We start from the raw sequence: 22911 nt of genomic DNA, 5'->3' as shown, positions 1-22911 counted from the left end.
ATTTTACCAGCGGATGGCCCCAAACGCTCAGGGGGTATTCCGGGGTGTTGCCCGGTTTTGGCAGGATTTGAGGGTGGGACCCGAGGCGCGAGGCCGTTTTTTGCTACACTGCGCCCATCACATTGGAGAAATACATGAGCATCACTGCAGACGACGTCAAGACCGCCTTGTCAAAGCTGGTCGATCCTAATACGGGCAAAGACTTCGTGTCCTCGAAATCGGTCAAGAATATCCAGATCGAGGGCGCCGATGTCGCTTTCGACCTCGAACTCGGCTATCCGGCGAAGAGCCAGGTCGCCTCGCTGCGCGCTGCCGTGGTGAACGCCGTCAAGGCGATCCCGGGCGTCGGCAACGTCAGCGTCAGCGTACAGACCAAGATCCTGTCGCACGCCGTGCAGCGCGGGCTGAAGGTCATGCCGAACGTGAAGAACATCATTGCCGTGGCATCGGGCAAGGGCGGCGTCGGCAAGTCGACCACCGCCGTCAACCTGGCCCTGGCCCTGGCCGCCGAGGGCGCCAGCGTCGGCGTGCTGGACGCCGACATCTACGGCCCGTCGCAGCCGATGATGTTGGGCATCAACGGCCGTCCGGAAAGCCTGGACGGCAAGTCGATGGAACCGCTGGAAAACCACGGCGTGCAGGTGTCCTCGATCGGCTTCATGATCGACCCCGACGAGCCGATGGTCTGGCGCGGCCCGATGGTCACGCAGGCGCTGCAGCAATTGCTGGAGCAGACCAACTGGCGCGAACTCGATTACCTGATCGTCGACATGCCGCCAGGCACTGGCGACATCCAGCTGACCCTGTCGCAGAAAGTGCCGGTCACCGGCGCCGTGATCGTCACCACGCCGCAGGACATCGCCCTGCTCGACGCGCGCAAGGGCCTCAAGATGTTCGAGAAGGTCGGCATCCCGATCATCGGTGTCGTGGAAAACATGAGCACCCACATCTGCTCGAACTGCGGCCACAACGAAGCGATCTTCGGCCATGGCGGCGGCGAAAAGATGTGCAAGGACTTCGGCGTCGACTTCCTGGGCGCACTGCCATTGACCATGTCGATCCGCGAGCAGACCGATTCCGGCCGCCCGACCGTGGTGGCCGATCCGGACGGTCCGGTTGCCAAGGTCTACAAGGAAATCGCGCGCAAGGTGGCGGTGAAGGTGGCCGAACGTGCGAAGGACATGAGCAGCAAGTTCCCGAGCATCGTGGTGCGGAACGACTGATTCATTAAAATCCTGCAATAAATAAAGGCGCCATTCATGGCGCCTTTGCATATCTGGAGGACGTCAGCTTGCCGCTGTCCCCTTGCCCAGGATCGTGACGCGGTCGCACCATTCCTGGAGGGTGTCTTCGCCCGCACCCTGCATGACGCGCAGCCGGTGTTTCTTCAGATGCTCGCGCTCGTAGGTGCTGTCTTGCAGTTCGATTTCCAGGCAGCGCTCCTTGCCGGCGACGATCCTGGCGCCTGCGCCAGCGAAACTGCCTTGCCAGTTGCCGGCGTCGCCGATGACCAGGCCGCGCCCGTCGCGGTCGGCGGCAACTAGCCAGTTGAGGCGGCCTTCCTTGTGGGTGCCGGCGCGAAAGTCGCCGCGCATGCCCGCTTCGTCCAGCAAGGCCGTGATGTGTGCTTCCACCTGACTATGCAGCGCGGCCAGGCGTTCCTTTTCCGCCGCCTCGGCCTGTGCCGCCAGGGCCGCCTTCCGCTCGCGCTCCTGTTGGCGCGCGGCCTGGGCACGCGCCTCGATCTCGCCATTGAAGGCAGAACGGGCTGCCTCCACGCGCGCGGCAATGCTCTTCCACTGCGCCTTGAACTGCTCGATCTCGTGATTCCTGACACCCTCGATGCAGAGCGTGACCTTCTCTGGCCCGCCGTCCGCGACCTTCAGTCCCGCACGATCGCAGGGTGCTTCGTGGGCGCCGCGGTGCTTGAGCGTGATGTCGGTCACACCGGACGGGTAGGAGTTTGATGTGCCGCCAGGCAGGCTTACACTGATCAATTGGCCATTCACCCAAGTGCTTGCCGTGTTGGGCGTAAAGCTGGACTTCATGCGCTGGAAAATTTCGCCAAGCTCGAACTGGTGCAGCGGCCAGGTGTCGTCGAAGCGGCGCGCCGTTCGCCATGGCGCCTTCGGGTCGCCGCCGCTACGCCAGTAGCGCAGCGGCTTGCGCGCAATCACGCGCACCGTCGCCGCCTTGAAATTGATGTGCAGCGCGAAACGCCTGCCCTCCCAGGCCCATTCCTCACCACTGGCGATCGCCGTCTTGCTGGCCCCGGTCTGCAGTTTGCCGTAGCTCGATTTACCGGGCAACACAAATGCCAGCAAGGCAAGGATGCCAAGGCCCAGCCATTCGAAGTCGCTGAAGTACAGCACGTCGCCGACGAAGGCCAGTCCGGCCAGGCGCAGGGCGACCACCAGGAGGGCCAGCACGGCCAGGCGGCCGACGACCGGCCCGGCAAAGTGCGCCACGGCACGGTAAAGCAGGAAGGGAAGAACGAAGGCCGCGACGATGTCGCGCGGCGGCCCGTCGTACAGCGCATGCATCTCGGCATAGGTGCCGGCGTAGTAGCCAAGGCCGGCAGCGACGGCCAGCTGGAGCAGGAACTTGATCATGGTTGTCGCACGATGAAAGGCAGGGCAGGCGCGGCTCCGTGGCACGGCAGCGTGCTCATTGCTCAAGATCCTTCAGCACGGTCTGGTAAGGACCGGTTTGACGCGCCCGCCCGGCACGCGCCTCCCCGGCATACCAGTCCAGGTAGCCGAACATCTTCCCGGTTTTGAAACTAAGCAACAGCCCGTCCTTGCCAACCCATTGGATGGCTTGCAGCGCCGTGGCGTCCGAGGCGAGGGCAGCGCTGGTTTGCCGCCTGGCGCCCTCGATGGCGGCGCGCACCCTGGGCCAGTTCTCGAGCATGGACTTGGCGTTCCCTGCGGCATTGCGGCCCTTCATGGCGCCGGAGAGCATCGGCAACAGCACGCCGCCGCAATCGGCGATGGTGCCGCCGACACCGTTCGTCGGCGTTTGGTAGCCGACCAGGCTGGCCGCCTGCAAGTCGCGTGCGGTGAGGCTTTTCTTGCGGCGCTGCAGATAATCGGCCAGGAAGGCGGTCGGCGCGAAATCCGGATTCTGAGCGCAACGCGCCAGGGCGTCGAGCTGGCCGGCCACCGGGACCAGGGCGCTGATCGATTGCATCAACTCCTTTTCGCGCTGCCAGCGGTACAGCCGCTCGCGTACGCGCGCATCGTTCAGCAGGCTGGCCTCGGTTTGCAGGCGGGTGCCGTTCTCGGCCAGGCGGTATTGCTGGGAATGCAGCAGGTAGAACTGCGGCGCCGCGCCCGTGCTGCGGTCCGCGCGCCAGCAGCTGAACGTGACGAAGTCGGCGCCGGCGCCCGACAGTTCGTCGAGGTCGGCATACGCCTGGCCCGCGCCCAGGTTGCTGGTGCAGCGCTGGTGGAAGGGTTCGTAGCCGGCGCCGCCGCGCACCACCTGGTCCAGGGCGCGGCGCCAGGCGCTGCCGGGCTGGGCATGGGCGTGCGCCGTGGCGTCGGCGTCGGCCTGGGTCATGGCCCAGCCGCCGTCGGGCCGGAACCATTTCAGGTCGCCGTCCGTGCATTGCAGGGCGCCGGGGCGGGCCATGTCGCAGCGGAAGGTGGTCTGGGCACCGCCGCTGCGTGCGACCTTGTCCCAGAAATAGTTGGTCTTGTTCTGGGAAATGGCCAGCGCGATGCGGGCCCAGTCCTGTACCGTGACCTCGGCGCCGGCTGGCAAGACATAGCCGATGTCCGACAGCGGCAGCGGCTGCGCCTGGCGCGTGGGGTTGACCAGCACCAGCAGCTCGCCCTTGCGGGTGGCGAGCACGCCGTTCGGCAGCGCGACCGGCTGGTCCTCGGGCAGTTCGCGCAGCGAAGGCAGGCCGTTGACGGTCTGGGTGATCGGCTGCTGTCCGGGCTGGCGCGGTACGATGCCGAGCAGCCTGTTGATGGTAACGGGTTCCGGCGCCGCCTGCGCGCCGAGGCTGGCGGGCGGCAGGCCCAGGGGCAGGGCGCCGACCGCCGGGCTGATCGGCAGCAGTGCCATGCTGTCGGCCGGCAGGGTGGACACGATCTTGCCGCTGCCACTGTCGCGCATGCCCTGCAAGACCTGGTTCGAGGCCAGGGTGATGTCGACGGCATAGGCAGCCAGGCGTTGCCCGGCATCGTACTGGGCCCAGAAGGCATCGGCATCGTTCTTGACCAGGCCCTGGCGCGCACGGGCAAACAGGGTGCGCACCAGGTTGTCCAGGGCTTGCCACTCGGCGGCCGACTCGATGGCCGGCAGGTCAGGGTAGCGCGGGTGGCGTGCCGCGGCAGCGCGGCGCAGCGTGACGTTGCCGCCGACGGTGAAGACGGCGGGCACCGAGGAACCGGCAGCGGGCGCGCCGATCGCGGCGGCCGTGCCGGCCTGGCCAGGTATGCCGGGCGCCACGCAGCCGGCCAGGGCCAGGGCCAGGCACGCCGCCGCCACAGGGCGGGCAGGGAAAGTCAGGTTGAGCATCCTTGGCTTTCCGGCTCAGGACGCCGGCTTCGGCTCAGGCTGCAGGGCCTCCTTGATGCTGGACTCGTGCACGACGGCCTTCGGCTGCAGCGCGTGGAAGTCCATCGTCAGCAGGGGCTGGCGGGTGGCCGGGTCGGTGACGGCGATGCCGTCGACCACCAGCAGCGCGTTGTACTGCTGCTTTTGCGGCCGTGAAGCGAGGTCGGCGATGTGTCCGAAGTAATAGCCCGGCAAATCGACCGTGCTCGAGGGATTGCTGCGCAGCTTGCTGAGGCTGGCTTCGAGCTGGCGGGCTTCGGCTTCATCCCTGGGGATGTACCAGCCCAGGTTCTCGGGCAGGTCGGAGCCGGCGAATTCGATCATCCAGCTCGCGTGTTCGTTGTGCGCATGTTCCTTCGGTTTCGACCAGCCATAGGCCATGTCGCCGCGAATACCGGTGCTTACCGGAAAACCCTTCTTCTGGGCGTCGTAGGGGCCGATGCTCATCAGGAAGTCGCGGTCGAGGTACAGCGCGTAGTGCTTCTGTTTCCTGGCTTCGGCATAGGCGGTGTCGAGCTCGGCGCGTTTTGCCTTGACGATGTCGGCGCGCTTGAACGCGTCCTTTTCGGCGCGGACCTCGGGCAGGAAGTCGTAGGCCAGCAGGTCGTCGTCGCGCACGGCGCCGGCCCAGAATACGTTCCGGTACAGCTTTTCGACTTGCGTCGTTTCCGCCTGGTCCTTCGTGCGGAAGTTCCTGGACTGGTCGAGCACGGTATAGCGCTCGAACGGCAGCAGCGGCTGGCGCGGCAGCAGGAGGCCGCCGCCTTCCTCGATTTCGATGCCATTGCTGGTGAGTTTGCGGTCGGTCTGTTCGCTGCCCTGCGCGGCAGGCGCCGCGTTGTCGGCATTGTCTTTTTTACCGCAGGCGGCGAGGGTAAGCAGCAGGGCGGCGAGGGCGAAGGTCGAAAGTCGGATCGAGGTCATGGATAGTGGGAAGAGTTGGTGATTCGTCCCGAACATTATTCAATGTCATCCATGCAATATCCATAGTACATCTGGCCTATGGACAAACCAAAAGTTGCCGTGGAAACTTATCTAGAATACAATCAATGTTGACCTCAGGATAACGCTCTGTGGATTCCGCCTCTCACGCCCCGCCACGATGGACAATTCAAGCAAGCTCATCCTCGATATCTACGACATCGCCCAGGGAAGCGCGGCTGCCGCATGCAACGGCGAGATACTGCGCCGCTTCCGGCAAGACCTGTCTTTCGAGTCGGCGCTGATCGGCGACCTGGGCGTCTTCGGCGATCGCCTGGTCCCGACTGGCGCCCACTTGCACAACATGCCGGCGGAACGCATCAGTGCCCGGCAAAGCACGATGGGCGAGGAACTGATCCTCGTCAACGGCACGATCAAGACCAGCGATCCGGCGCTGGCTGCCTCGTTTCGCCGGCGCGGCAAGAGCATCGCCACCGATATCGCGCGCACCACTGTCGATCCGGACATCCTGGCCTACTGCCGCAAGTACGAAACCGCGCATTCGCTGACCTGGGTCTCCGACCGCCTGGTGCAGGACAGGATCACGGCGATTTCCTTCTGGCGCGCGCAGCGCCGCCAGGCCTTCCTCGGCAACGCCGAGCAGCTTGCCAACCTGGTCTTGCCGCATCTGATCCAGGCGCGCCAGATCAATGTGCGCCTGAACGCCGCGCGCCTGCAGCGCCATGCCACGGTGACGCTGCTCAGCTCTACGCATGGGCGGCTGTATTTCGCCGTCGAGGAAGCGATCGCCCTGATGCAGGAAGAATGGCCGCAGTGGTCGCCGCCCTTCCTGCCGGCGGCCCTGTTGGCTGCACTCAGGAGCCATCCGGGCATGGAGTATGCCGGGCAGCGCCTGCATGTCCGCGCCAGGCTCGAGGGGGCGGTGCTGACCCTGTCGGTCACCCGCCGCAGCGAAAGCGCGCACGGCCTGACGGCGGCCGAGCGGCGCTGCGCGGTGCTGGCGGCCCAGGGCCTGCAATACAAGGAGATCGCCGGGCGCCTGCTGGTGTCGCCGAGCACCGTGCGCAACCAACTCAGCAGCGTGTACCGCAAGCTGAACGTCAAGAACAAGACCAGCCTGGCCCGCGTGCTGGAGCTGGGCGAGGTCGACGGCTAGCACCGCGGGAACGGTCGCGGCGCACCGCTCCCAGGGGCAGGAGGCAGGCCTGTCGCGTATGCACCGCAGGTGAGGGCAGACGGAGGCCGCTTTGCGCCAGAATAAGTCCGGTAGGAAATTTCCTGCATAAACTGCCGATTGGACTCACTCTCCAAGCGGCCCTGCGCCGCCCACCTCCATGAACCCTACCAGCGCGCGTTGGAGCGGCCGCTACCTGGCCGCTACCCACTGGTTCATCCCCGCCGCCCTGCAGCAGGAAGCGGCGGTCCTCACGCGCGCCGAGAACGTGATCAGCGCGGCGCTGCTGGCCGCCACCGCCGGCCCCTTCTACGCGCTGGCCTATTACCTGCTGGGCTTCGACGGCGCCGCCACCGAGATCCTGCTGTGCTGCGCCGTCATGCTGGCCTCGCCGCTGCTGCTGCGCGTGACCGGCAGCATCGGCGCCGCGCGCGAACTGTTCCTGTGCGCGCTGTTCTTCAATTTCACCTGGCTCAGCTATAACCTGGGCGGCATCAGCGCCCCCACCGCCAGCTGGCTGATCACCGGCCCGCTGGTCGCCACCTTCCTCGGCGGGATCTGGAGCGCGCTGTTCTGGCTGGCGATGAGCTGCGCGGCCGCCGCCCTGATCTACCTGCTGGCCGCCGCCGGCCACGCGCTGCCGGTGCAGGCGGTGAGCGACATGGCCATGCTCTACCTGGTCTGCCACCTCGGCCTGTTCGTGGTGGTGCTGGCCTTTGCCCTGCTGTTCGAGCTGACCAAGACCCAGGGTTTCGTGAAGCTGGAGCAGGCCGTGCGCACCATCAACGAACTGGCCATCCGCGACGAACTGACCGGCGTGCACAACCGCCGCTACCTGATGAGCCTGATCGAGCGCGAAAAGGAGAGGAGCGACAGGAGCAGCCGCGCCTTCTGCCTGTGCCTGCTCGACATCGATTTTTTCAAGCGCATCAACGACACCTATGGCCACAGCGCCGGCGACACCGTGCTGCGCGCCTTTGCCCAGACCGTGCAGGCCCTGGTGCGCGGCAGCGATTGCTTCGGGCGCTACGGCGGCGAGGAATTCCTGCTGATGCTGCCCGAGACCCCGGCCGTCGACGCCCGGGTGCTGGCCGAGCGCGTGCGCGCCGCGATCGACAGGCTGCGCTGCAGCGACGGCCCGAGCGAGATCGCGCTCACCGTCTCGATCGGCCTGGCCGAATACCGCATGGGCGAGACCATCACCCAGGCCATCGGCCGCGCCGACGAGGCCCTGTACCTGGCCAAGTCGAGCGGGCGCAACCGGGTGGTCTGCCACGGCCAGGACCTCGACGGTGTGGATGGCCTGGCGGAGGAGGGCGTGCGCCAGGACGCCGGCGCCGATGGCTCCCCCGCGCGCGACCTCGGCGCCAGCATCGGCCGCATGCTCGACGGCATGCACTGCGACCAGCTCACCGGCCTGCTGAACCGGCGCCTGCTGCGCGACCGCCTGCGCCACGCCATGGACCGCGCCGACCGCAACCGGCGCCTGGTGGCGCTGCTGCTCCTGAACATCAACAAGTTCAAGGAGGTTAACGACGCCCTCGGCTACGAGGCCGGCGACGCCCTGCTGGTGCAGGCCGGCGGCATCCTGCGCGGCTGCCTGCGCGACTGCGACACGGTGGCGCGCTGGAGCGGCGACGAGTTCGTGGCGCTGCTCGAAGACCTGGGTTCCGAGATGGATGCGCGCCAGGTGGCCGAGAAGATCCTCGACCGCTTCGGCCTGCCGCTGGCGGCCAGCGGGCGCGAATGCTTCATCACGCTGTCGGTGGGCGTGGCCCTGTATCCGGCCGAGGACTGCGACCTCGACGCGCTGCTGAAACGCGCCGACATCGCCATGCGCAGCGCCCGCGCCTGGGGCGAGAACAGCGTGCAGCTGTATTCGAGCGCCGCCACCGCGCCGCAGAGCGAGCGCCTGGCCCTGAAGAACGGCCTGCGCGACGCCCTCACGCGCGGCCAGCTGGTCCTCGAATACCAGCCGCAATGGGACCTGGCCACGCGCCGCATCGTCGGCGTCGAGGCGCTGCTGCGCTGGCAGCATCCGGTCTACGGGCGCATCGACCCGGGCCGCTTCATCCCGCTGGCCGAGGAAACCGGCATGATCGTGCCGATCGGCGACTGGGTGCTGCGCACCGCCTGCGCCCAGAACCGCGCCTGGCGCGACGCCGGCCTCCCAGGCGTGAAGACGGCGGTGAACTTATCGGCGCGCCAGCTGCGCCACCCCGACATCGCCGCGCGCGTGCTCGAGATCGTGGCCGCCAGCGGCCTGGCGCGCGGCAGCCTGGAACTGGAGATCACCGAGGGCGTGCTGATCGACGACCTCGACGGCAACCGGCGCGTCATGAGCGCGCTGCGCGCGGCCGGGGTGCTGGTCTCGATCGACGACTTCGGCACCGGCTACTCGAGCCTGAACTACCTGTCCGAACTGCCCGTGGACATCCTCAAGATGGATGGCCTGTTCGTGCGCCGCCTCGGGCAAGACCCGCGCGCGCGTCCGTACGCGATCGCCGACGCCATCGTCGGCATGGCCCACAGCCTCGACCTGAAGGTGATCGCCGAAGCGGTCGAGACGAACGAGCAGTTGGCCGACCTCGACGCCATGGGCTGCGACGAAGCCCAGGGCTACCTGTTCGCACGCCCGCTGCCACCCGAGCAGGTGGCGGCGCTGCTGGCGCAGCAGGGCCTGCATGGCAGCCCGGCCGCCCTGCCGGCCCTGGCCTGATCTTCCCCGACTCTACCAATCACCTTCCAGGAGCACATCGTGCATGAAGAAACGCTTGACTTCGGGCGGGCCGACGACATCGCCGGGCTGACCGCCTGCGGCGCCCTGCGCGGCAACGTGGCCCAGTTCGCGCAGCCGCGCGGCCCCGACCTGATCCGCCGCACCGAGGCGCTCGACGCCTGGTGCGCGCTGCGCGCCGCGCACGGCCTCTGGCAATATGCGCGCGCGGTGGACGGCGCGCCCGGTCCCGCGGCGCGGGTGCGCGAGGAGGGCGCGGCCGCCTTTGCCGAAGCGGCGCCCGGCCTTAACTTCGCCTCCCAGGATTACCTGTCGCTGGCCTCGCATCCGGCGGTGCGCGAGGCGGCGCGCCGCGCCCTGCTGGAGTCCGGCCCGCACAGTGCCGGCTCGGCCGTCCTGCTCGGCAACAGCAGCGCCTCGCTGGCGCTCGAACAGGCCCTGGGCGCGCTGCTGCGCTGCGAGCACGTGACCCTGTTCCCGACCGGCTGGGGCGCCGCCTACGGCCTGGTCACGGCGCTGGTCGGGCCGCGCGACTACGTGGTGGTCGACGCCCTGGCCCATGCCTCGCTGCGCCAGGGCGCCAGCGCTGCCACGCGCAACGTCGCGCTGCACCGCCACCTCGACACCGGCCACGTGCGCGAACTGCTGGCGGCGATCCGCTTGCGCGACCCGGAGAACGGCATCCTGGTCGTCACCGAAGGCCTGTTCAGCATGGACAGCGACGTGCCCGACCTGCCGCTGATGCAGCACCTGTGCCGCGAATACGGCGCCACCCTGCTGGTCGACGTGGCCCACGACCTGGGCGCGCTGGGGCCGGGCGGGGGCGGCAGCATCGGCGAGCAGGGCATGCTGGGCAAGATCGACATCGTGATGGGCGCCTTTTCCAAGACCTTTGCCTCGAACGGCGGCTTCGTCGCCTGCGCCTCGCGCGCCGTGAAGCGCCAGCTGCAGCTGTTCGCCGGGCCGCACCTGTTCTCGAACGCGCTCTCGCCGGTGCAGGCGGCCACGGTGCTGGAAGCGCTGCGCATCGCCGGCGGCAGCGAAGGCGATGGCTTGCGCGCCGGCCTGCTGCGCAATGCCGTCGCCCTGCGCGCCGCGCTGGCGGAAACCGGCCTGCGCTGCCTCGGCCTGCCATCGGCCATCGTGCCGGTGTGGATCGGCAGCGAACCGGTGGCGCGCCTGGCCGGACGCACGCTGGCGCGCGCCAACGTGCACGTGAACGCGGTCGAATTCCCGGGCGTGCCGCTGGGCGCGGCGCGCCTGCGCCTGCAGGTGATGGCCGCGCACGAGAGCGAACAGCTGCGCCACGGTGCACGCCTGGTCGGCGCCGCCGTCAACGGCGCCGGCGCCGCGCTCGGCGTGGAGCCCGAACGCGGCCCCTGGCGCCGGGAGCGCAGCCGTGGCTGAAGCCGCCGACCCCGGCGGCGCCACGCTGCTCCATCGACTCGCACAGCACGCGGCGCGCACGCCCGAGCGCGTCGCCTATACCTTCCTGCACGAGAACGGCGAGGCCGCCGATGTCTCCTACCGCCAGCTGGCCGCGCGCGTGGCCACCCTGGCCGCGCTGCTGGCGCGCCGGGTGGCGCCGGGCGCCCGCGCGCTGCTGCTGTATCCGCCGGGCTGCGGCTTCGTGGTCGCGTTTTTCGCCTGCCTGGCGGCCGGCGTGGTGGCGGTGCCGGCCGCGCCTGCGCACCGCCGGCGCGACGCCGAACGGCTGGCGGCGCTGCTGGCCGACGCCGCGCCGGCCATCGTGCTCGGCGCCCTCGATGCCGAGGAAGCCACGCGCGCGGCGCTGGCGGGCGCCGGCTGCACGGCGCCGCTGCTGTGCGTGGACGTGGGGGAGGCAGGGGCTTCTGTCGTGGATGCGGCAGCCGCCGCGGGCGATGCGGCGCAGCCGATGCTGCCGGACGCCGGCGCGCTCGCCTTTCTCCAATATACCTCCGGCTCGACGGCGCAGCCGAAGGGCGTGGAGATCACGCATGCGAACCTGGCCGCCAACGTCGCCGCCATCGGCCAGGCCTTCGGCTTCGGGCCGCGGACGGTGATGGTCAGCTGGCTGCCGCCCTTCCACGACATGGGCCTGGTCGGCAGCATCGCCGCGCCGCTGGCGCTGGGCTTCCGCTCGGTGTTGATGTCGCCCGGCGCCTTCCTGCGCCGGCCCGCGCTGTGGCTGGAAACGGTGACGCGCTACCGCGCCACCTGCAGCGGCGCCCCGAACTTCGCCTGGGACCTGTGCGTGCGCCGCATCGCGCCCGAGGCCGCGGCGCAGTTCGACCTGTCGTGCCTGGAGGTGCTGTACAACGGCGCCGAACCGGTGCGCGCGGCAACGCTGGAGCGTTTCATGGCCGCGTTCGGGCCCTGCGGCCTGCGCCGCGGCGCGCTGTTTCCCTGCTATGGCATGGCCGAGGCGACGCTGCTGGTGGCCGGCGGGCCGCTCGGGCGCGGGCCGCGCGTCCTGGTGCTGGACGCCGCCGCGCTCGAACGCGGCCAGGTGCACGCGGCGGCGGGCGAGGCGATGGGGCGGGCCGTGGTCAGCTGCGGCCCGCTCGCGCCGGGCGTCACGGTGGCGATCGCCGATCCTGACAGCGGGGCCGCGGTTGGCGCCGGCCTGGTGGGCGAAATCCGGATCGGCGGGCCGGGCGTGTCGCGCGGCTACCATGGGCACGTGAGCGTGGCGACAGCGCAGGCGGCGCCCGGCGCCGTGCTGCCCAGCGGCGACCTCGGCTTCCTGCACGAAGGCGAACTGTTCGTCACCGGACGGCGCAAGGACCTCATCATCGTGAATGGCCGCAACCTGTATGCCCAGGATGTCGAGGAACTGGTCGAGCGCGCGGCCGGGATGGCGGCGCCGAACTGCTGCGCCGCCTTTGGCATCGACGACGGCGCCGGCGAACGCCTGGCGGTGGTGGTCGAGGCCAGCCGTGCGCTGGCGCGCAGCGGCGACGTCGAAGCGCTGGGCCGGCGCATCCGCAGCGCGGTGACGGCCGGGCTGGGTATCGGGCTGCATACGCTGGCATTCGTGGCGCCGGGCGCCTTTCCGCGCACGACCAGCGGCAAGGTCCAGCGCGCGCGCTGCAAGGCTTTATTGGCGGCCGGCGCGCTGGCGCCCGTGCAGCCGCGCGCGCAGGACAGGGCAGGGAAGGAGGGGGTGGCGATAATGATGGCGGACACGGGCAGCGCGGCGCGTGCCGACACGATCATCGCCTGGCTGCGCCAGTATGCGGCGCGGCGCATCAATTCGGCGATCGACGACGAGCGCCGCGCCATGGCGCCGCACCTGCTGCTCGACCTCGGCAACCACGGCCTGTTCGGCCTGCAGGCGCCGCTCGAAGCTGGCGGCCAGGCGCTGGCCAGCGCCGACCTGGTGCGGGTGATGGCGCAGCTGGCCGCCATCGACCTGACCCTGGCGACCGTGGTCGGCGTGCACAATGGCCTGGGCCTGCGTCCGCTGCTGCGCTTTGCCGGCGCGCCGCTGCGCAGCCGCTGGCTGCCGGCCCTGGCCGCCGGCCGCCAGCTGGCCGCGTTCGCCATGAGCGAGCCGCAGGCCGGCTCGAATCCGCGTGCGATCGGCGCCCGCGCCCTGCGCGTGGACGGCGGCTGGCGCCTGAGCGGCGACAAGCACCTGATCGGCCTGGCCGCCTGGTCCGGCGTGCTGAGCGTATTCGCACGCGCCTTCGATCCGGCGGGCAGGGCGCTCGGCACGGTGGCGCTGCTGGTGCCGGAAGACGCGCCGGGGCTGGTGCAGGGGCCGGAAGCGCTGACCATGGGCATGCGCGCCATGGTGCAGAACGCGCTGCGCTTCGACGACGTGTTCGTGCCCGACGAGCAGGTGCTGGGCGTGCCCGGCGCCGGCATGGAGGTGGCGCAGGACGCGATGGCCTTTGCCCGGCTCGGCATTGGCGCCCTGTGCGTGGGCGCGATGCAGCGCTGCGCCCAGCTGATGGCGCGCTATGCGGCGCGGCGCGACGTTGCCGGCGGGCGGCTGCTCGACAACCCGGTCACCGCCTTGCGCCTGCACGAACTCGATTGCGCGATCGGCGCCGCCGGGGCGCTGGTGCAGGCGCTGGCGCACGCGGTGGACGCGGCGGACGGTGCGGACGGCGGGGCGACGGGGGGCAATGCGGCGCTCCAGGATGCCTGCAGCGCCTGCAAGTGCGTCCTGTCCGAACTGCTGTGGAGCGCCGCCGACAGCCTGATGCAGCTGCTGGGCGGACGCGGCTACCTGGAAAACAACATCGCCGCGCGCCTGCTGCGCGATGCGCGCGTGCTGCGCATTCTCGAAGGGCCGAGCGAAGCGCTGTATGCCCACCTGGGCGCGCTGGTGCGCACGCCCGGCAATCCGCTGGCGCGCATCATTTCCGGACTATTCGGCGCGCCGGCCCTGGCCGACAGCCTGGCGCGCCTGCCGGCGGCCGGGCAGGGCCAGTGGCAGGACTGGCGCAACGGCGAGTTCGCGGCCTGGACCCTGTTGGCCGCGGCCGCCCGCGGCGAGGCGGCGGCCTGGGCGGCGCGCAGGCTCGACGCCCTGCGCGACGCGATTGCGGCCGAGCGGCTGGCCGCCGGCGCCTGCCCATCCCCGGCGGCGCTGCTGGCGCGCGTGCAGGCTTATGCGCTGGCGATCGGCGACGTCGAGCAGACGCTGCCCGGCGCAGCATATGCGCTCGATCCGCTGCTGGGCCGCGAGGCGCCCGAGACGGGGCGGGCGACCGCTGCCGCTGCCGCTGTCCCCGCTGCTGCTGCCACCGCTGCTGCTGTCGATCCTGCTGGGCAGGGAGCCGCATTGGCGCCCCCACACGCGTCCGCACCCGCGTCTGCGCCGGTGATCCAGCCCGGATCGGCGTCCTCGGTCGAACTGGTGCGCGCATGCCTGCTGAAATGGCTGCGCGAGAGCGCTGCCGAACCGTTCGATGGTAGCGCGGTGCAGCTGTCGACCGGCACGCCGCGCCAGCCGCAGATCGAGGTCGGCATCGACGCCGCGTTCGGCGACCTCGGCATCGATTCGCTGGCCTCGGTGCCGCTGGCGCTCGAGATCGAGGCGGCCAGCGGGGTGAGGGTGGGCGCCGAGCTGCTCTACGATTACCCGACGGTACGCGCGCTGGCGGCGTACATCGATGAGCAGCGGGGCGAACGGCGCGAGGCATGACGCGCGGGTAGGGCAAAGGAGGCGGGCCGCCGCGGGCCGGGGCCGGGCGCATGCGGCAAAGGTGGCGCGCCCGCGACGGCCGGTGCCGCGCGCCGCCGGTGGCGGGGTAAAATAGCTGCTTTACCATTTCGCTTTTTGCCATGACCGTCCGCACCCCTGTTCGTACACGCTTCGCACCCAGCCCGACCGGCTATCTCCACCTCGGCGGCGCGCGCACCGCGCTGTATTCCTGGGCCTACGCCCGCCACTTCGGCGGCACCTTCATCCTGCGCATCGAGGACACCGACCTCGAACGCTCGACGCCGGAAGCGGTGCAGGCCATCCTGGACGGCATGCAATGGCTGGGCCTGTCGCACGACGAGGGCCCGTTCTACCAGATGCAGCGCATGGACCGCTACCGCGAGGTGGTGAAGGGCATGCTGGAAGCCGGCACCGCCTACCTGTGCTATTGCTCGCCGGACGAAGTCGAAGCGATGCGCGAGCGCATGCGCGCTCTAGGGGAAAAGCCGCGCTACGACGGCACCTGGCGTCCGGAACCGGGCAAGACCCTGCCTGCCGTACCGGAAGGCGTGAAGCCGGTGGTGCGCTTCAAGAATCCGCTCGACGGCGAAGTCACCTGGAACGACGTGGTCAAGGGCCCGATCACCATCGCCAACAAGGAACTCGACGACCTGATCATCGCGCGTCCGGACGGCACCCCGACCTATAACTTCTGCGTCTCGGTCGACGACTGGGACATGAAGATCACCCACGTGCTGCGCGGCGACGACCACGTGAACAACACCCCGCGCCAGATCAATATCCTGCGCGCACTCGGCGCCGAGCTGCCGGAGTACGGCCACCTGCCGATGATCCTGGGTCCGGACGGCCAGAAGCTGTCGAAGCGCCATGGCGCGGTGAGCGTGATGCAATACCCGGAGCAGGGCTTCCTGCCGGAAGCGATGCTGAACTACCTGGCGCGCCTGGGCTGGAGCCACGGCGACGACGAGATCTTCTCGATGGAACAGTTCACCGAGTGGTTCAACCTGGAACACCTGACCGCCTCGGCGGCCCAGTTCAACGCGGAAAAGCTGGCCTGGCTGAACAACCACTACATCAAGCTGGCCGACAACGAACGCCTGGCAGGCCTGGTCCGTCCGAAGATGGAAGCGCAGGGCGCGCAATTCGACGGCGCCCCGGCGCTGCCGACCGTGCTGGCCCTGCTGAAGGAACGCACCAACACGATCAATGAGCTGGCGGACGCGGCGATGCTGTTCTACCGCCAGCCGCAGCCGGATGCGGCCCTGCTGACCCAGCACCTGACCGATGCCGTGCGTCCGGCGCTGGCGACGTTTGCCGAGCGTTGCGCGACGGTGGAGTGGAACAAGGCGGCCCTGGCCGCGATGCTGAAGGAAGTGCTGGCTGCGCATGGCCTGAAGATGCCGCAGATCGCCATGCCGCTGCGCCTGCTCGTGACCGGCCAGTTGCAGACGCCGGCCATCGACGCGGTGCTGGAATTGTTCGGCCGCGAGACCGTGCTGGCGCGCGTGAACAAAGGCCTGTAATCGGTCTTGAAAGGCGGGGGCGCATGCGCGTCGCGGACAGGCTTTCGAACAAGGTTTGTCCGCACGCAAATCGGCATTTGCGAAATGCAAGAACCCCCGCTATAATGCTCGCACTTCAGCAGCACACGGTAACACAGCAGCAAGGTGAGACAGTGAAAACGGGGGTATAGCTCAGCTGGGAGAGCGCTTGCATGGCATGCAAGAGGTCAGCGGTTCGATCCCGCTTACCTCCACCACTCTGAAGTGTAGTTTGTAGTGTGTAGTTCCAGGGTCCCCATCGTCTAGAGGCCTAGGACATCACCCTTTCACGGTGAGTACCGGGGTTCGAATCCCCGTGGGGACGCCAAGCGATTGGCAACTGGTAGTAAAGAAGCTGCGCCAGCGGCAGCAGTAGTAGAAGTAAAAGCAGTATGTTATAGTGTTGTTTTCCCGTAGGGGGTATAGCTCAGCTGGGAGAGCGCTTGCATGGCATGCAAGAGGTCAGCGGTTCGATCCCGCTTACCTCCACCACGTCGGAAAACACGTTATAGCAGTCCAGGGTCCCCATCGTCTAGAGGCCTAGGACATCACCCTTTCACGGTGAGTACCGGGGTTCGAATCCCCGTGGGGACGCCAAGAATTTGGCAGCAGTCAAGCTGCAAGGCAGTAAAGTAGTATCGGAACAGTTTTAGGTCCCCATCGTCTAGAGGCCTAGGACATCACCCTTTCACGGTGAGTACCGGGGTTCGAATCCCCGTGGGGACGCCAAATAGTGCAAAAAGCCGCCTTGAGCGGCTTTTTGCTTTTCCAGGCGCGGAAATCCGCCTGGTTCTCTTCACCAGCGCGGCGGCAAGCCGTTCAGCGAATATCCATACTGCAGCATCTGCAAGGCCAGCGGCGACTGGCCGAAGAACTGCTGTCCGGGCGCGAAGCCGCCCACCAAGCCACCATTCCCGTTTCCGCCCAGTCCGCCAACGCCACCAAGTGCGGCGTTCGCTCCAGGCGCACCGATGCCGGCCAGCCCAGGGATGTTAGCGAGCGCGACATTGCCGAGCAGTCCAGGCCACATGCCCGGCTGCTGCCCCGGGTGCAAGGGCAGGCCCAGCGCCACCAGCGCGTCGGGCATGCCGTGGCCGATGCGCGACTGGTCGGCCAGGCTGACCCGGCGTGCGCTGAGGCGGATGATCTGGAACAGCCGGTCGACCCGGTCCGGCGAGCGCGCACCGCCCAGGCCCTGGAACTCGGGCCGGTGCGCCAGGATCAGGGCCGCCAGCCCGGTGATGTACGGCGCCGCCATCGAGGTGCCGTCCCAGGCCGCGAAGTTATTCGGCGGCACCGACGAGACGATCGCCACCCCTGGTGCGCAGACGTCGACCTGCGGCCCGAAGCAGCTGAACTTGGCGCTGTAGTAACCCTGGCCATCGGCGTCGGGACTGACGGTTTCGGTGTGATAGCTGTCGGTCGGGAACTCGCCCAGCTTGCCCAGCGCCGCCACGGCCAGCACGTTCGGCGAGGCGGCGGGATACTGCACCGGCCCGCCGGAATTGCCGGCGGCCGCGATGCAGGCCACGCCGGCCTGGCGTGCACGCACGATCTGGCGTTCCAGGGCTTCGGACGGGGCGCCGCCGCCCAGGCTCATGTTGACGACGTCGATCCCGTGTTCGATGCAGTATTCGAGCGCCTCGATCAGCTGGCTGACCTGGCCGCCGGGGAAGAGCTTGCAGACATGGATCTCGGCCTCGGGTGCAAAGCCGCGGATGCCCCATGCCGGGTCGCTGGCCGCGATCACGCCGGCGCAGTGCGAGCCGTGGCCCAGGGTGTCCTCGCTCCAGGTGCCCGGGTCGGTGCGCTTGTTGATGATGTCGAAGCCGGCGCGGATGCGGTTCAGGTTGCCATGGCTGAGCGCCGCACCCGAGTCGATGACGGCGATTTTCACGCCCTGGCCGCGGAAATGGGGCGGTAATTGATCCAGGCGCATGGCGCGCGCACCCCAGCCGAGGGCGTTCTGGCGCGGGAAACCCTGCAGCGACGGCGATTCGGACAGCGCATGCAGGGTGACCAGGTTCGGCTCGTCCATGCTGAGGTCGGGATCGCGCTGGTAGAAGCTCCAGTAGTCGACGCGCGGCTTCACGTACAGGCCGCTGATGGTGCGCGGATCGTCGCCGTACAGGCGCAGCTGGACCATGCCGTTGGTGTCGGTGACGCCCGAGGCCGGCAGCATGCCGCCGAACAGGGACACTTCCGCCTCGGGCAGGGGCTTGCCGTCCTGGCCCGCCACGGAAATGGTGACGTCGACGGCGGGGCCGCTGTACGGCGTCAGCGAGGACACCAGGTCGGGCCGGCGCAGCATCGGGTCGAGCAGTTGCAGGTGCTGGTCGCGCTCGACCAGCAGGCGTCCGCCGCCGCGCCCGTGCAGGTCCGCGGCCTGGCGGTCGGTCATGCGCGCCACCAGCACGCCTTCGGTTCCGCCGCCGTCGATGCCGGACGCTTCCAGGGTGCTGCGCGGGGCGATCTTGTCGACCACGTCGATGTCGGGGCTGGCCTGCAGGGCCCGCTCGATGGCCGACAGGGACAGCGGCGCCAGGCCCGCGGCCTCCAGGCCCAGGGTGCCGAAGCCGCCCAGCGGCTGGCGCGGCGCGACCAGGTATTTCTTCTTGCGTTCGGCCACGCTGCGGCCGCGCGGTTCCCGTGCTGCGCCGTCGACGCCGGCTGGGCCGTCGGGGCCATTCGGCTGGCCGCCGTGCTCGGGAGTATCGCCGGGGCCGCCTTGAGGAGTTTTCGGCATGTCGTTTTCCTTTCTTTCGTTTTTTTTTCGGGGCCTCCTGGCCGGCCGTCCTGACCAGCCGCCTTGGCCGCATCAGAACAGCGACAGTGGGCTGTCGGGTTCGAACATCAACTGGTTGCGGGAGCGTTGCTTCCATTCTTCGGCGGTCGCCGGGTCGGTTTCGACGACGACGGTGTGCGGCGGCCCGGCGCTGGGACCGATGGTGTCGACCAGGCGTACCGCCGGGTCGTTGCGGATGCTGGCGACGAAATTGGCGAGTGCGCCGTCATCGTTGGCTGCGCGCACGATGTAACGGACCGGTCCTGCGCGGGTTGGTCCTGTGCTTCTCGGTCCTGCGCTACCCGGTCCTGCGGAACTCGGCATCGGCATGTCCTCCTGTTCGAACCTCCCGCCCGCAGGCGGGAGGCGCCCGTCAGCCTGGCTGCAATGAGTGGCGGACGCGACACCTGGCCACTTCCGCCGCCGCCGGCAAGCGTTAATGCATGGTCTGCTGGCCGCCCATCTGCGCCATTTGCGCCAGCTGGGCCTGCTGCGCCTGCTGGGCGTAGGCCGCGTACGGGTCGACGGACTGCGGCAACATGCGGCCCAGCTGGCCGGTCAGTTGGCCGGCAATGCCGCCGATCTGGCTGCCCAGCTGCTGGTTGCCGAGCTGGCCGCCGATGAAGCCGCCGAGCGGCTGTGCGATCTGGCCGGCCAGGCCGGTCAGGTCGGTCAGCCAGCTCTGCGGTGCAATCTGGCCGCCGGCCTGCTGTGCCTGCTGGGCATAGGCCGCGTACGGGTCGACGGACTGCGGCAACATGCGGCCCAGCTGGCCGGTCAGTTGGCCGGCAATGCCACCGATCTGGCTGCCCAGCTGCTGGTTGCCGAACGCGCCACCGATGAGGCCGCCAACCGGCTGCGCGAGCTGGCCAGCCAGGCCGGTCAGGTCGCTCAGCCAGCTTTGCGGTGCAATCTGGCCGCCGGCCTGCTGTGCCTGCTGGGCATAGGCCGTGTACGGGTCGACGGACTGCGGCAACATGCGGCCCAACTGGCCGGTGAGTTGGCCGGCGATGCCGCCGATCTGGCTGCCCAGCTGCTGGTTGCCGAACGCGCCACCGATGAGGCCGCCAACCGGCTGCGCGAGTTGGCCAGCCAGGCCGGTCAGGTCGCTCAGCCAGCTCTGCGGTGCAATCTGGCCGCCGCCCTGTACCTGGGCCTGCGCCTGGGCCGACAGCTGGCGCTGCAGTGCCACGGCCTGTTGCTGCACTTGCTGCAATGCCTGCTGCAGCTGCTGTTGCTGGGCCTGGAGTTTCTGCAGCTGCTGGACCAGTGGATGTTGTTGCTGCTGCATGCCGCCCTGGGCGTCGACGGATTGCGGCAGGAAGCCGCCGATGTTCTGCAGGCCGCCGCCGACGATGCCGCCCAATGAGGGATTGCGGGTCACCTGGTCGAGCACGGCACCGGCGGGTTTGGCCAGTTTCCTGACCCAGCTGCCCAGGCCTTGCGGGGCAAACTGGTCGGCCTGCCCCTGCTGCTGCAATTGCTGCAACTGCTGTAGCTGCTGCAGCTGTTGCAGTTGCTGTAGTTGCTGGGCCTGCTGCGGGTCCTGCTGCTGGCCGTAGGCGGCTGTTGGATCGGCGCCGAACGGAGACAGGCTGCCGATGAGGCCCCCGGCAAACTGGCCGATGCGGCTGCCCAGATTCGGGTTGCCGAAGATGTCGCCGACGCCGCGGCCAACGGCGCCACCGGCCGGCGCGCCGATCAGTCCGCCCAACAGGGATTGCGGGGCGATCTCGGGCTGGCCATATCCGAACTGCTGGAATTCGTTCATGCTTGACTCCTTGTAGGGAATGCGGCTGCCGGCAACGACGCCGGCGGTGGGCACGCGACGGCGTGCCTGGCTGATGTTGATTTTCCTCGCTCACGCGTTGCAAGCGGCCGCGTACGTGGAGTCCGCGCGCCGCATGGGGCCGGTGCGTGGACAAAGGGCAGGGGACGAATCGGTGTCCGCCTTCCTGCGGGTATGGATTGGACCGGGTGTCTTCCATGAAGTTTGAGGCGATTCGGCACCATGCCCGGTTTGCGGAGAGTGGTTTGCGCTGGCGCAGACAAGCGGCAGTCAGGCCCGATGAATGGGTTAGAATGGCGCGCTTTCCCGCAGTAACCCCTCCGTATTCCTCTTTGAACATGTCTCAGAATCCACCCCAGACCACCCTGACCATCTTCTGCAAGGTCGTCGACAACTATGGCGATATCGGCATCTGCTGGCGCCTGGCCCGCCAGCTGCGGCACGAGCACGGCGTGGCCGTCACCCTGTGGGTGGACGACCTGAAGAGTTTCCGCCGCATCTGCCCCGAGGTGGATGTCGACGCCGCGCAGCAGGAGGTGCAAGGGGTGCGGGTGCGCCACTGGCTCGGCCAGGAAGGCGGCTACACGCCCGCCGAGGTCGACGACATCGTCATCGAGTTCTTCGGCTGCGAGCTGCCGCCGGGGTATGTCGAGGCGATGGCGCAACGCAGCCCGCGCCCGGTCTGGCTGAACTACGAGGGTCTCAGCGCCGAGGAGTGGGTCGAGGGCTGCCACCGCTTGCCGTCGATGCACCCGCGCCTGAAGCTGACCAAGCATTTCTTCTTCCCCGGCTTCACGAACCGGACCGGCGGCCTGCTGCGCGAGCGCGCCCTCAGCGCCGAGCGGGGCGCCTTCCAGTCCGAACCGGGCCGGGCGCAAGCCTTCCTGCGCGGGCTGGGACTGGGGGAAAGCGAGATCGCTGCCTTCAAGGTGTCGCTGTTCTGCTATCCGTTCGCCCCGGTGGCCGCGCTGTTCGGGGCCTGGGAAAGAAATGCCGAACCGGTCGCCTGCCTGGTACCGGAAGGCGTGGCAGCCGATGCCGTGGCCGCCTTTTTCGGCAGGGCCGCGCAGGCCGGCGACTGCGCCACGCGCGGGGCGCTGACCGTGCGCGTGCTGCCTTTCGTGGCACAGCCCGATTACGACCGCCTGCTCTGGGCCTGCGACCTGAACTTCGTGCGCGGCGAGGATTCCTGGGTCCGGGCCCAATGGGCGAACCGGCCCTTCGTCTGGCATATCTATTTGCAGGACGAGAATCTGCACCACAAGAAACTGCGCGCTTTCCTTGACCGGTATGCACAGGGGCTCGACAGTTTGCGCGATGTTTCCCTGCACTGGAACGGCGCCGGCCCGGGCTTGGCCGAAGAGCAGGACTGGCAGGCGCTGTGGCTGGCGCTGCAAGCCGAACTGCCTGCCATTGCCGGGCGGGCAGGAACGTGGGAAGCGGAAATGCTGGAGAACGGCGACGTAACGTCGAACCTGCTCGGCTTTGCCGCTTCACTTCGTTAGGCACGCCGCACATAACATGATATGATGCTCGGTTACTGCAACCCCTTTTTTCGATCATAATTCATATGAAACCCGCAAAAGAAATCCGTGTCGGCAACATCATCATGGTTGACGAGAAGCCTTTTATCGTGCTGCGTTCCGATGTCAACGGATCGAGCCGCACGGGCTTCACCTACAAGTGGAAGATGAAGAATCTTCTGACGAATGCTCCGCTGGAAAACGTGTTCCGTGGCGATGACAAGTTCGACGTCGTCGTGCTGGACAAGAAGCCGGTGACCTACTCGTACTTCGCTGACCCGCTGTACGTCTTCATGGATGAAGAGTACAACCAGTTCGAAATCGAAGAAGAGAACCTGGGCGACGCACTGCACTACCTGAAAGACGGTATGGAATGCGAAGCCGTGTTCTACGACGGCAAGGCGATCTCGGTCGAACTGCCGACCATCATCGCACGCCAGATCGTGTACTCGGAGCCAGCCGTCAAGGGCAACACTTCGGGCAACGTCCTGAAAGAAGCGAAAATCGAGAACGCCATCGAAGCCCACCAGCACACCGTGATGGTGCCGCTGTTCGTCAGCCAGGACGACGTCATCGAGATCGATACCCGCACCAACGAATACAAGAAGGTCGTTCGTAACTGATCGATCACGCTGTCGAGAAAAACGCTGCCCCTCACGGCAGCGTTTTTTTTCGTCCCTGCGC

General features: G+C 68.3%; 14 protein-coding genes and 5 tRNA genes. 13 read left to right on the top strand and 6 right to left on the bottom strand.

What is annotated here, in order from left to right:
* The first annotated feature begins 134 nt into the window (after window positions 1–134).
* Complete coding sequence (gene apbC, locus ACWYRN_RS00580; protein ID WP_488690620.1) at window positions 135–1223, top strand: iron-sulfur cluster carrier protein ApbC; 1089 nt, start codon at window positions 135–137, stop codon at window positions 1221–1223.
* A 63-nt stretch (window positions 1224–1286) separates the two neighbouring features.
* Here the strand turns inward: apbC and ACWYRN_RS00575 are convergent, their stop codons facing one another.
* Genes ACWYRN_RS00575 through ACWYRN_RS00565 form a run of 3 tightly spaced genes read right to left on the bottom strand, consistent with a single transcriptional unit; the run spans window position 1287 to window position 5496 of the window.
* A complete protein-coding gene (locus tag ACWYRN_RS00575) occupies window positions 1287–2612 on the bottom strand; it encodes a hypothetical protein (RefSeq protein WP_488690619.1) in 1326 nt (441 codons plus the stop codon).
* Window positions 2613–2667: 55 nt separating this feature from the next.
* Entirely contained in the window at window positions 2668–4533 is a 1866-nt protein-coding gene (locus ACWYRN_RS00570) for a hypothetical protein (RefSeq protein WP_488690618.1), read from the bottom strand.
* A 15-nt stretch (window positions 4534–4548) separates the two neighbouring features.
* Window positions 4549–5496, bottom strand: a complete 948-nt coding sequence (locus ACWYRN_RS00565; RefSeq protein WP_488690617.1) for a hypothetical protein — start codon at window positions 5494–5496, stop codon at window positions 4549–4551.
* A 178-nt stretch (window positions 5497–5674) separates the two neighbouring features.
* Between ACWYRN_RS00565 and ACWYRN_RS00560 the strand changes: the two genes are divergently transcribed.
* The 10 genes from ACWYRN_RS00560 to ACWYRN_RS00515 all read left to right on the top strand — a co-directional run bounded on the left by ACWYRN_RS00560 (window position 5675) and on the right by ACWYRN_RS00515 (window position 16859).
* Entirely contained in the window at window positions 5675–6670 is a 996-nt protein-coding gene (locus ACWYRN_RS00560) for a helix-turn-helix transcriptional regulator (protein WP_488690616.1), read from the top strand.
* Between the two features lie 178 nt (window positions 6671–6848).
* Window positions 6849–9407 (top strand): bifunctional diguanylate cyclase/phosphodiesterase, encoded by a 2559-nt coding sequence (locus tag ACWYRN_RS00555; RefSeq protein ID WP_488690615.1) that lies wholly within the window; start codon window positions 6849–6851, stop codon window positions 9405–9407.
* 39 nt (window positions 9408–9446) lie between these two features.
* Window positions 9447–10832 carry an aminotransferase class I/II-fold pyridoxal phosphate-dependent enzyme gene (locus ACWYRN_RS00550; protein WP_488690614.1) on the top strand — a complete coding sequence of 462 codons (1386 nt, stop codon included), beginning with the start codon at window positions 9447–9449 and terminating at the stop codon, window positions 10830–10832.
* On the top strand, window positions 10825–14568 hold the full coding sequence (locus tag ACWYRN_RS00545; RefSeq protein ID WP_488690613.1) for an AMP-binding protein: 3744 nt from the start codon (window positions 10825–10827) through the stop codon (window positions 14566–14568). The genes ACWYRN_RS00550 and ACWYRN_RS00545 overlap by 8 nt, the downstream gene beginning before the upstream one ends.
* Window positions 14569–14708: 140 nt before the next feature.
* Window positions 14709–16112, top strand: a complete 1404-nt coding sequence (gltX, locus tag ACWYRN_RS00540; RefSeq protein ID WP_488690612.1) for a glutamate--tRNA ligase — start codon at window positions 14709–14711, stop codon at window positions 16110–16112.
* A 160-nt stretch (window positions 16113–16272) separates the two neighbouring features.
* Window positions 16273–16348: transfer RNA gene (locus tag ACWYRN_RS00535), tRNA-Ala, on the top strand.
* Between the two features lie 34 nt (window positions 16349–16382).
* Window positions 16383–16458, top strand: a tRNA-Glu gene (locus ACWYRN_RS00530).
* Between the two features lie 88 nt (window positions 16459–16546).
* Window positions 16547–16622, top strand: a tRNA-Ala gene (locus ACWYRN_RS00525).
* A gap of 29 nt (window positions 16623–16651) precedes the next feature.
* A tRNA-Glu gene (locus tag ACWYRN_RS00520) sits at window positions 16652–16727 on the top strand.
* 56 nt (window positions 16728–16783) lie between these two features.
* Window positions 16784–16859 (top strand) — tRNA-Glu (locus ACWYRN_RS00515).
* Window positions 16860–16926: 67 nt separating this feature from the next.
* Here the strand turns inward: ACWYRN_RS00515 and ACWYRN_RS00510 are convergent.
* The 3 genes from ACWYRN_RS00510 to ACWYRN_RS00500 form a co-directional block, all read right to left on the bottom strand.
* A complete protein-coding gene (locus tag ACWYRN_RS00510) occupies window positions 16927–18876 on the bottom strand; it encodes a S8 family serine peptidase (RefSeq protein ID WP_488690611.1) in 1950 nt (649 codons plus the stop codon).
* Between the two features lie 72 nt (window positions 18877–18948).
* Window positions 18949–19161, bottom strand: a complete 213-nt coding sequence (locus tag ACWYRN_RS00505) for a hypothetical protein (protein ID WP_488690610.1) — start codon at window positions 19159–19161, stop codon at window positions 18949–18951.
* A 190-nt stretch (window positions 19162–19351) separates the two neighbouring features.
* The gene (locus ACWYRN_RS00500) at window positions 19352–20686 is read right to left on the bottom strand and encodes a hypothetical protein (RefSeq protein ID WP_488690609.1); all 1335 of its coding nucleotides are present in this window, start codon (window positions 20684–20686) and stop codon (window positions 19352–19354) included.
* 356 nt (window positions 20687–21042) lie between these two features.
* On the opposite strand from ACWYRN_RS00500, the gene earP reads away from it, so the two are divergent.
* Both earP and ACWYRN_RS00490 read left to right on the top strand, forming a co-directional pair.
* Complete coding sequence (earP, locus tag ACWYRN_RS00495; RefSeq protein WP_488690608.1) at window positions 21043–22209, top strand: elongation factor P maturation arginine rhamnosyltransferase EarP; 1167 nt, start codon at window positions 21043–21045, stop codon at window positions 22207–22209.
* Between the two features lie 65 nt (window positions 22210–22274).
* On the top strand, window positions 22275–22850 hold the full coding sequence (locus ACWYRN_RS00490) for an elongation factor P (RefSeq protein ID WP_229437013.1): 576 nt from the start codon (window positions 22275–22277) through the stop codon (window positions 22848–22850).
* The last annotated feature ends 61 nt before the right edge of the window (window positions 22851–22911 follow it).

The sequence above is a fragment of the Massilia sp. BAP21 genome, assembly GCF_057801335.1.
The sequence above is the reverse complement of the archived record's forward strand: the minus strand, read 5'-3'. Positions and strand labels throughout refer to the sequence as shown.

Coding starts and splice junctions, on each gene's coding strand:
- apbC (WP_488690620.1), top strand. CDS start 135: ATGAGCATCACTGCAGACGACGTCAAGACCGCCTTGTCAAAGCTGGTC.
- ACWYRN_RS00575 (WP_488690619.1), bottom strand. CDS start 2,612: ATGATCAAGTTCCTGCTCCAGCTGGCCGTCGCTGCCGGCCTTGGCTAC.
- ACWYRN_RS00570 (WP_488690618.1), bottom strand. CDS start 4,533: ATGCTCAACCTGACTTTCCCTGCCCGCCCTGTGGCGGCGGCGTGCCTG.
- ACWYRN_RS00565 (WP_488690617.1), bottom strand. CDS start 5,496: ATGACCTCGATCCGACTTTCGACCTTCGCCCTCGCCGCCCTGCTGCTT.
- ACWYRN_RS00560 (WP_488690616.1), top strand. CDS start 5,675: ATGGACAATTCAAGCAAGCTCATCCTCGATATCTACGACATCGCCCAG.
- ACWYRN_RS00555 (WP_488690615.1), top strand. CDS start 6,849: ATGAACCCTACCAGCGCGCGTTGGAGCGGCCGCTACCTGGCCGCTACC.
- gltX (WP_488690612.1), top strand. CDS start 14,709: ATGACCGTCCGCACCCCTGTTCGTACACGCTTCGCACCCAGCCCGACC.
- ACWYRN_RS00510 (WP_488690611.1), bottom strand. CDS start 18,876: ATGCCGAAAACTCCTCAAGGCGGCCCCGGCGATACTCCCGAGCACGGC.
- ACWYRN_RS00500 (WP_488690609.1), bottom strand. CDS start 20,686: ATGAACGAATTCCAGCAGTTCGGATATGGCCAGCCCGAGATCGCCCCG.
- earP (WP_488690608.1), top strand. CDS start 21,043: ATGTCTCAGAATCCACCCCAGACCACCCTGACCATCTTCTGCAAGGTC.
- ACWYRN_RS00490 (WP_229437013.1), top strand. CDS start 22,275: ATGAAACCCGCAAAAGAAATCCGTGTCGGCAACATCATCATGGTTGAC.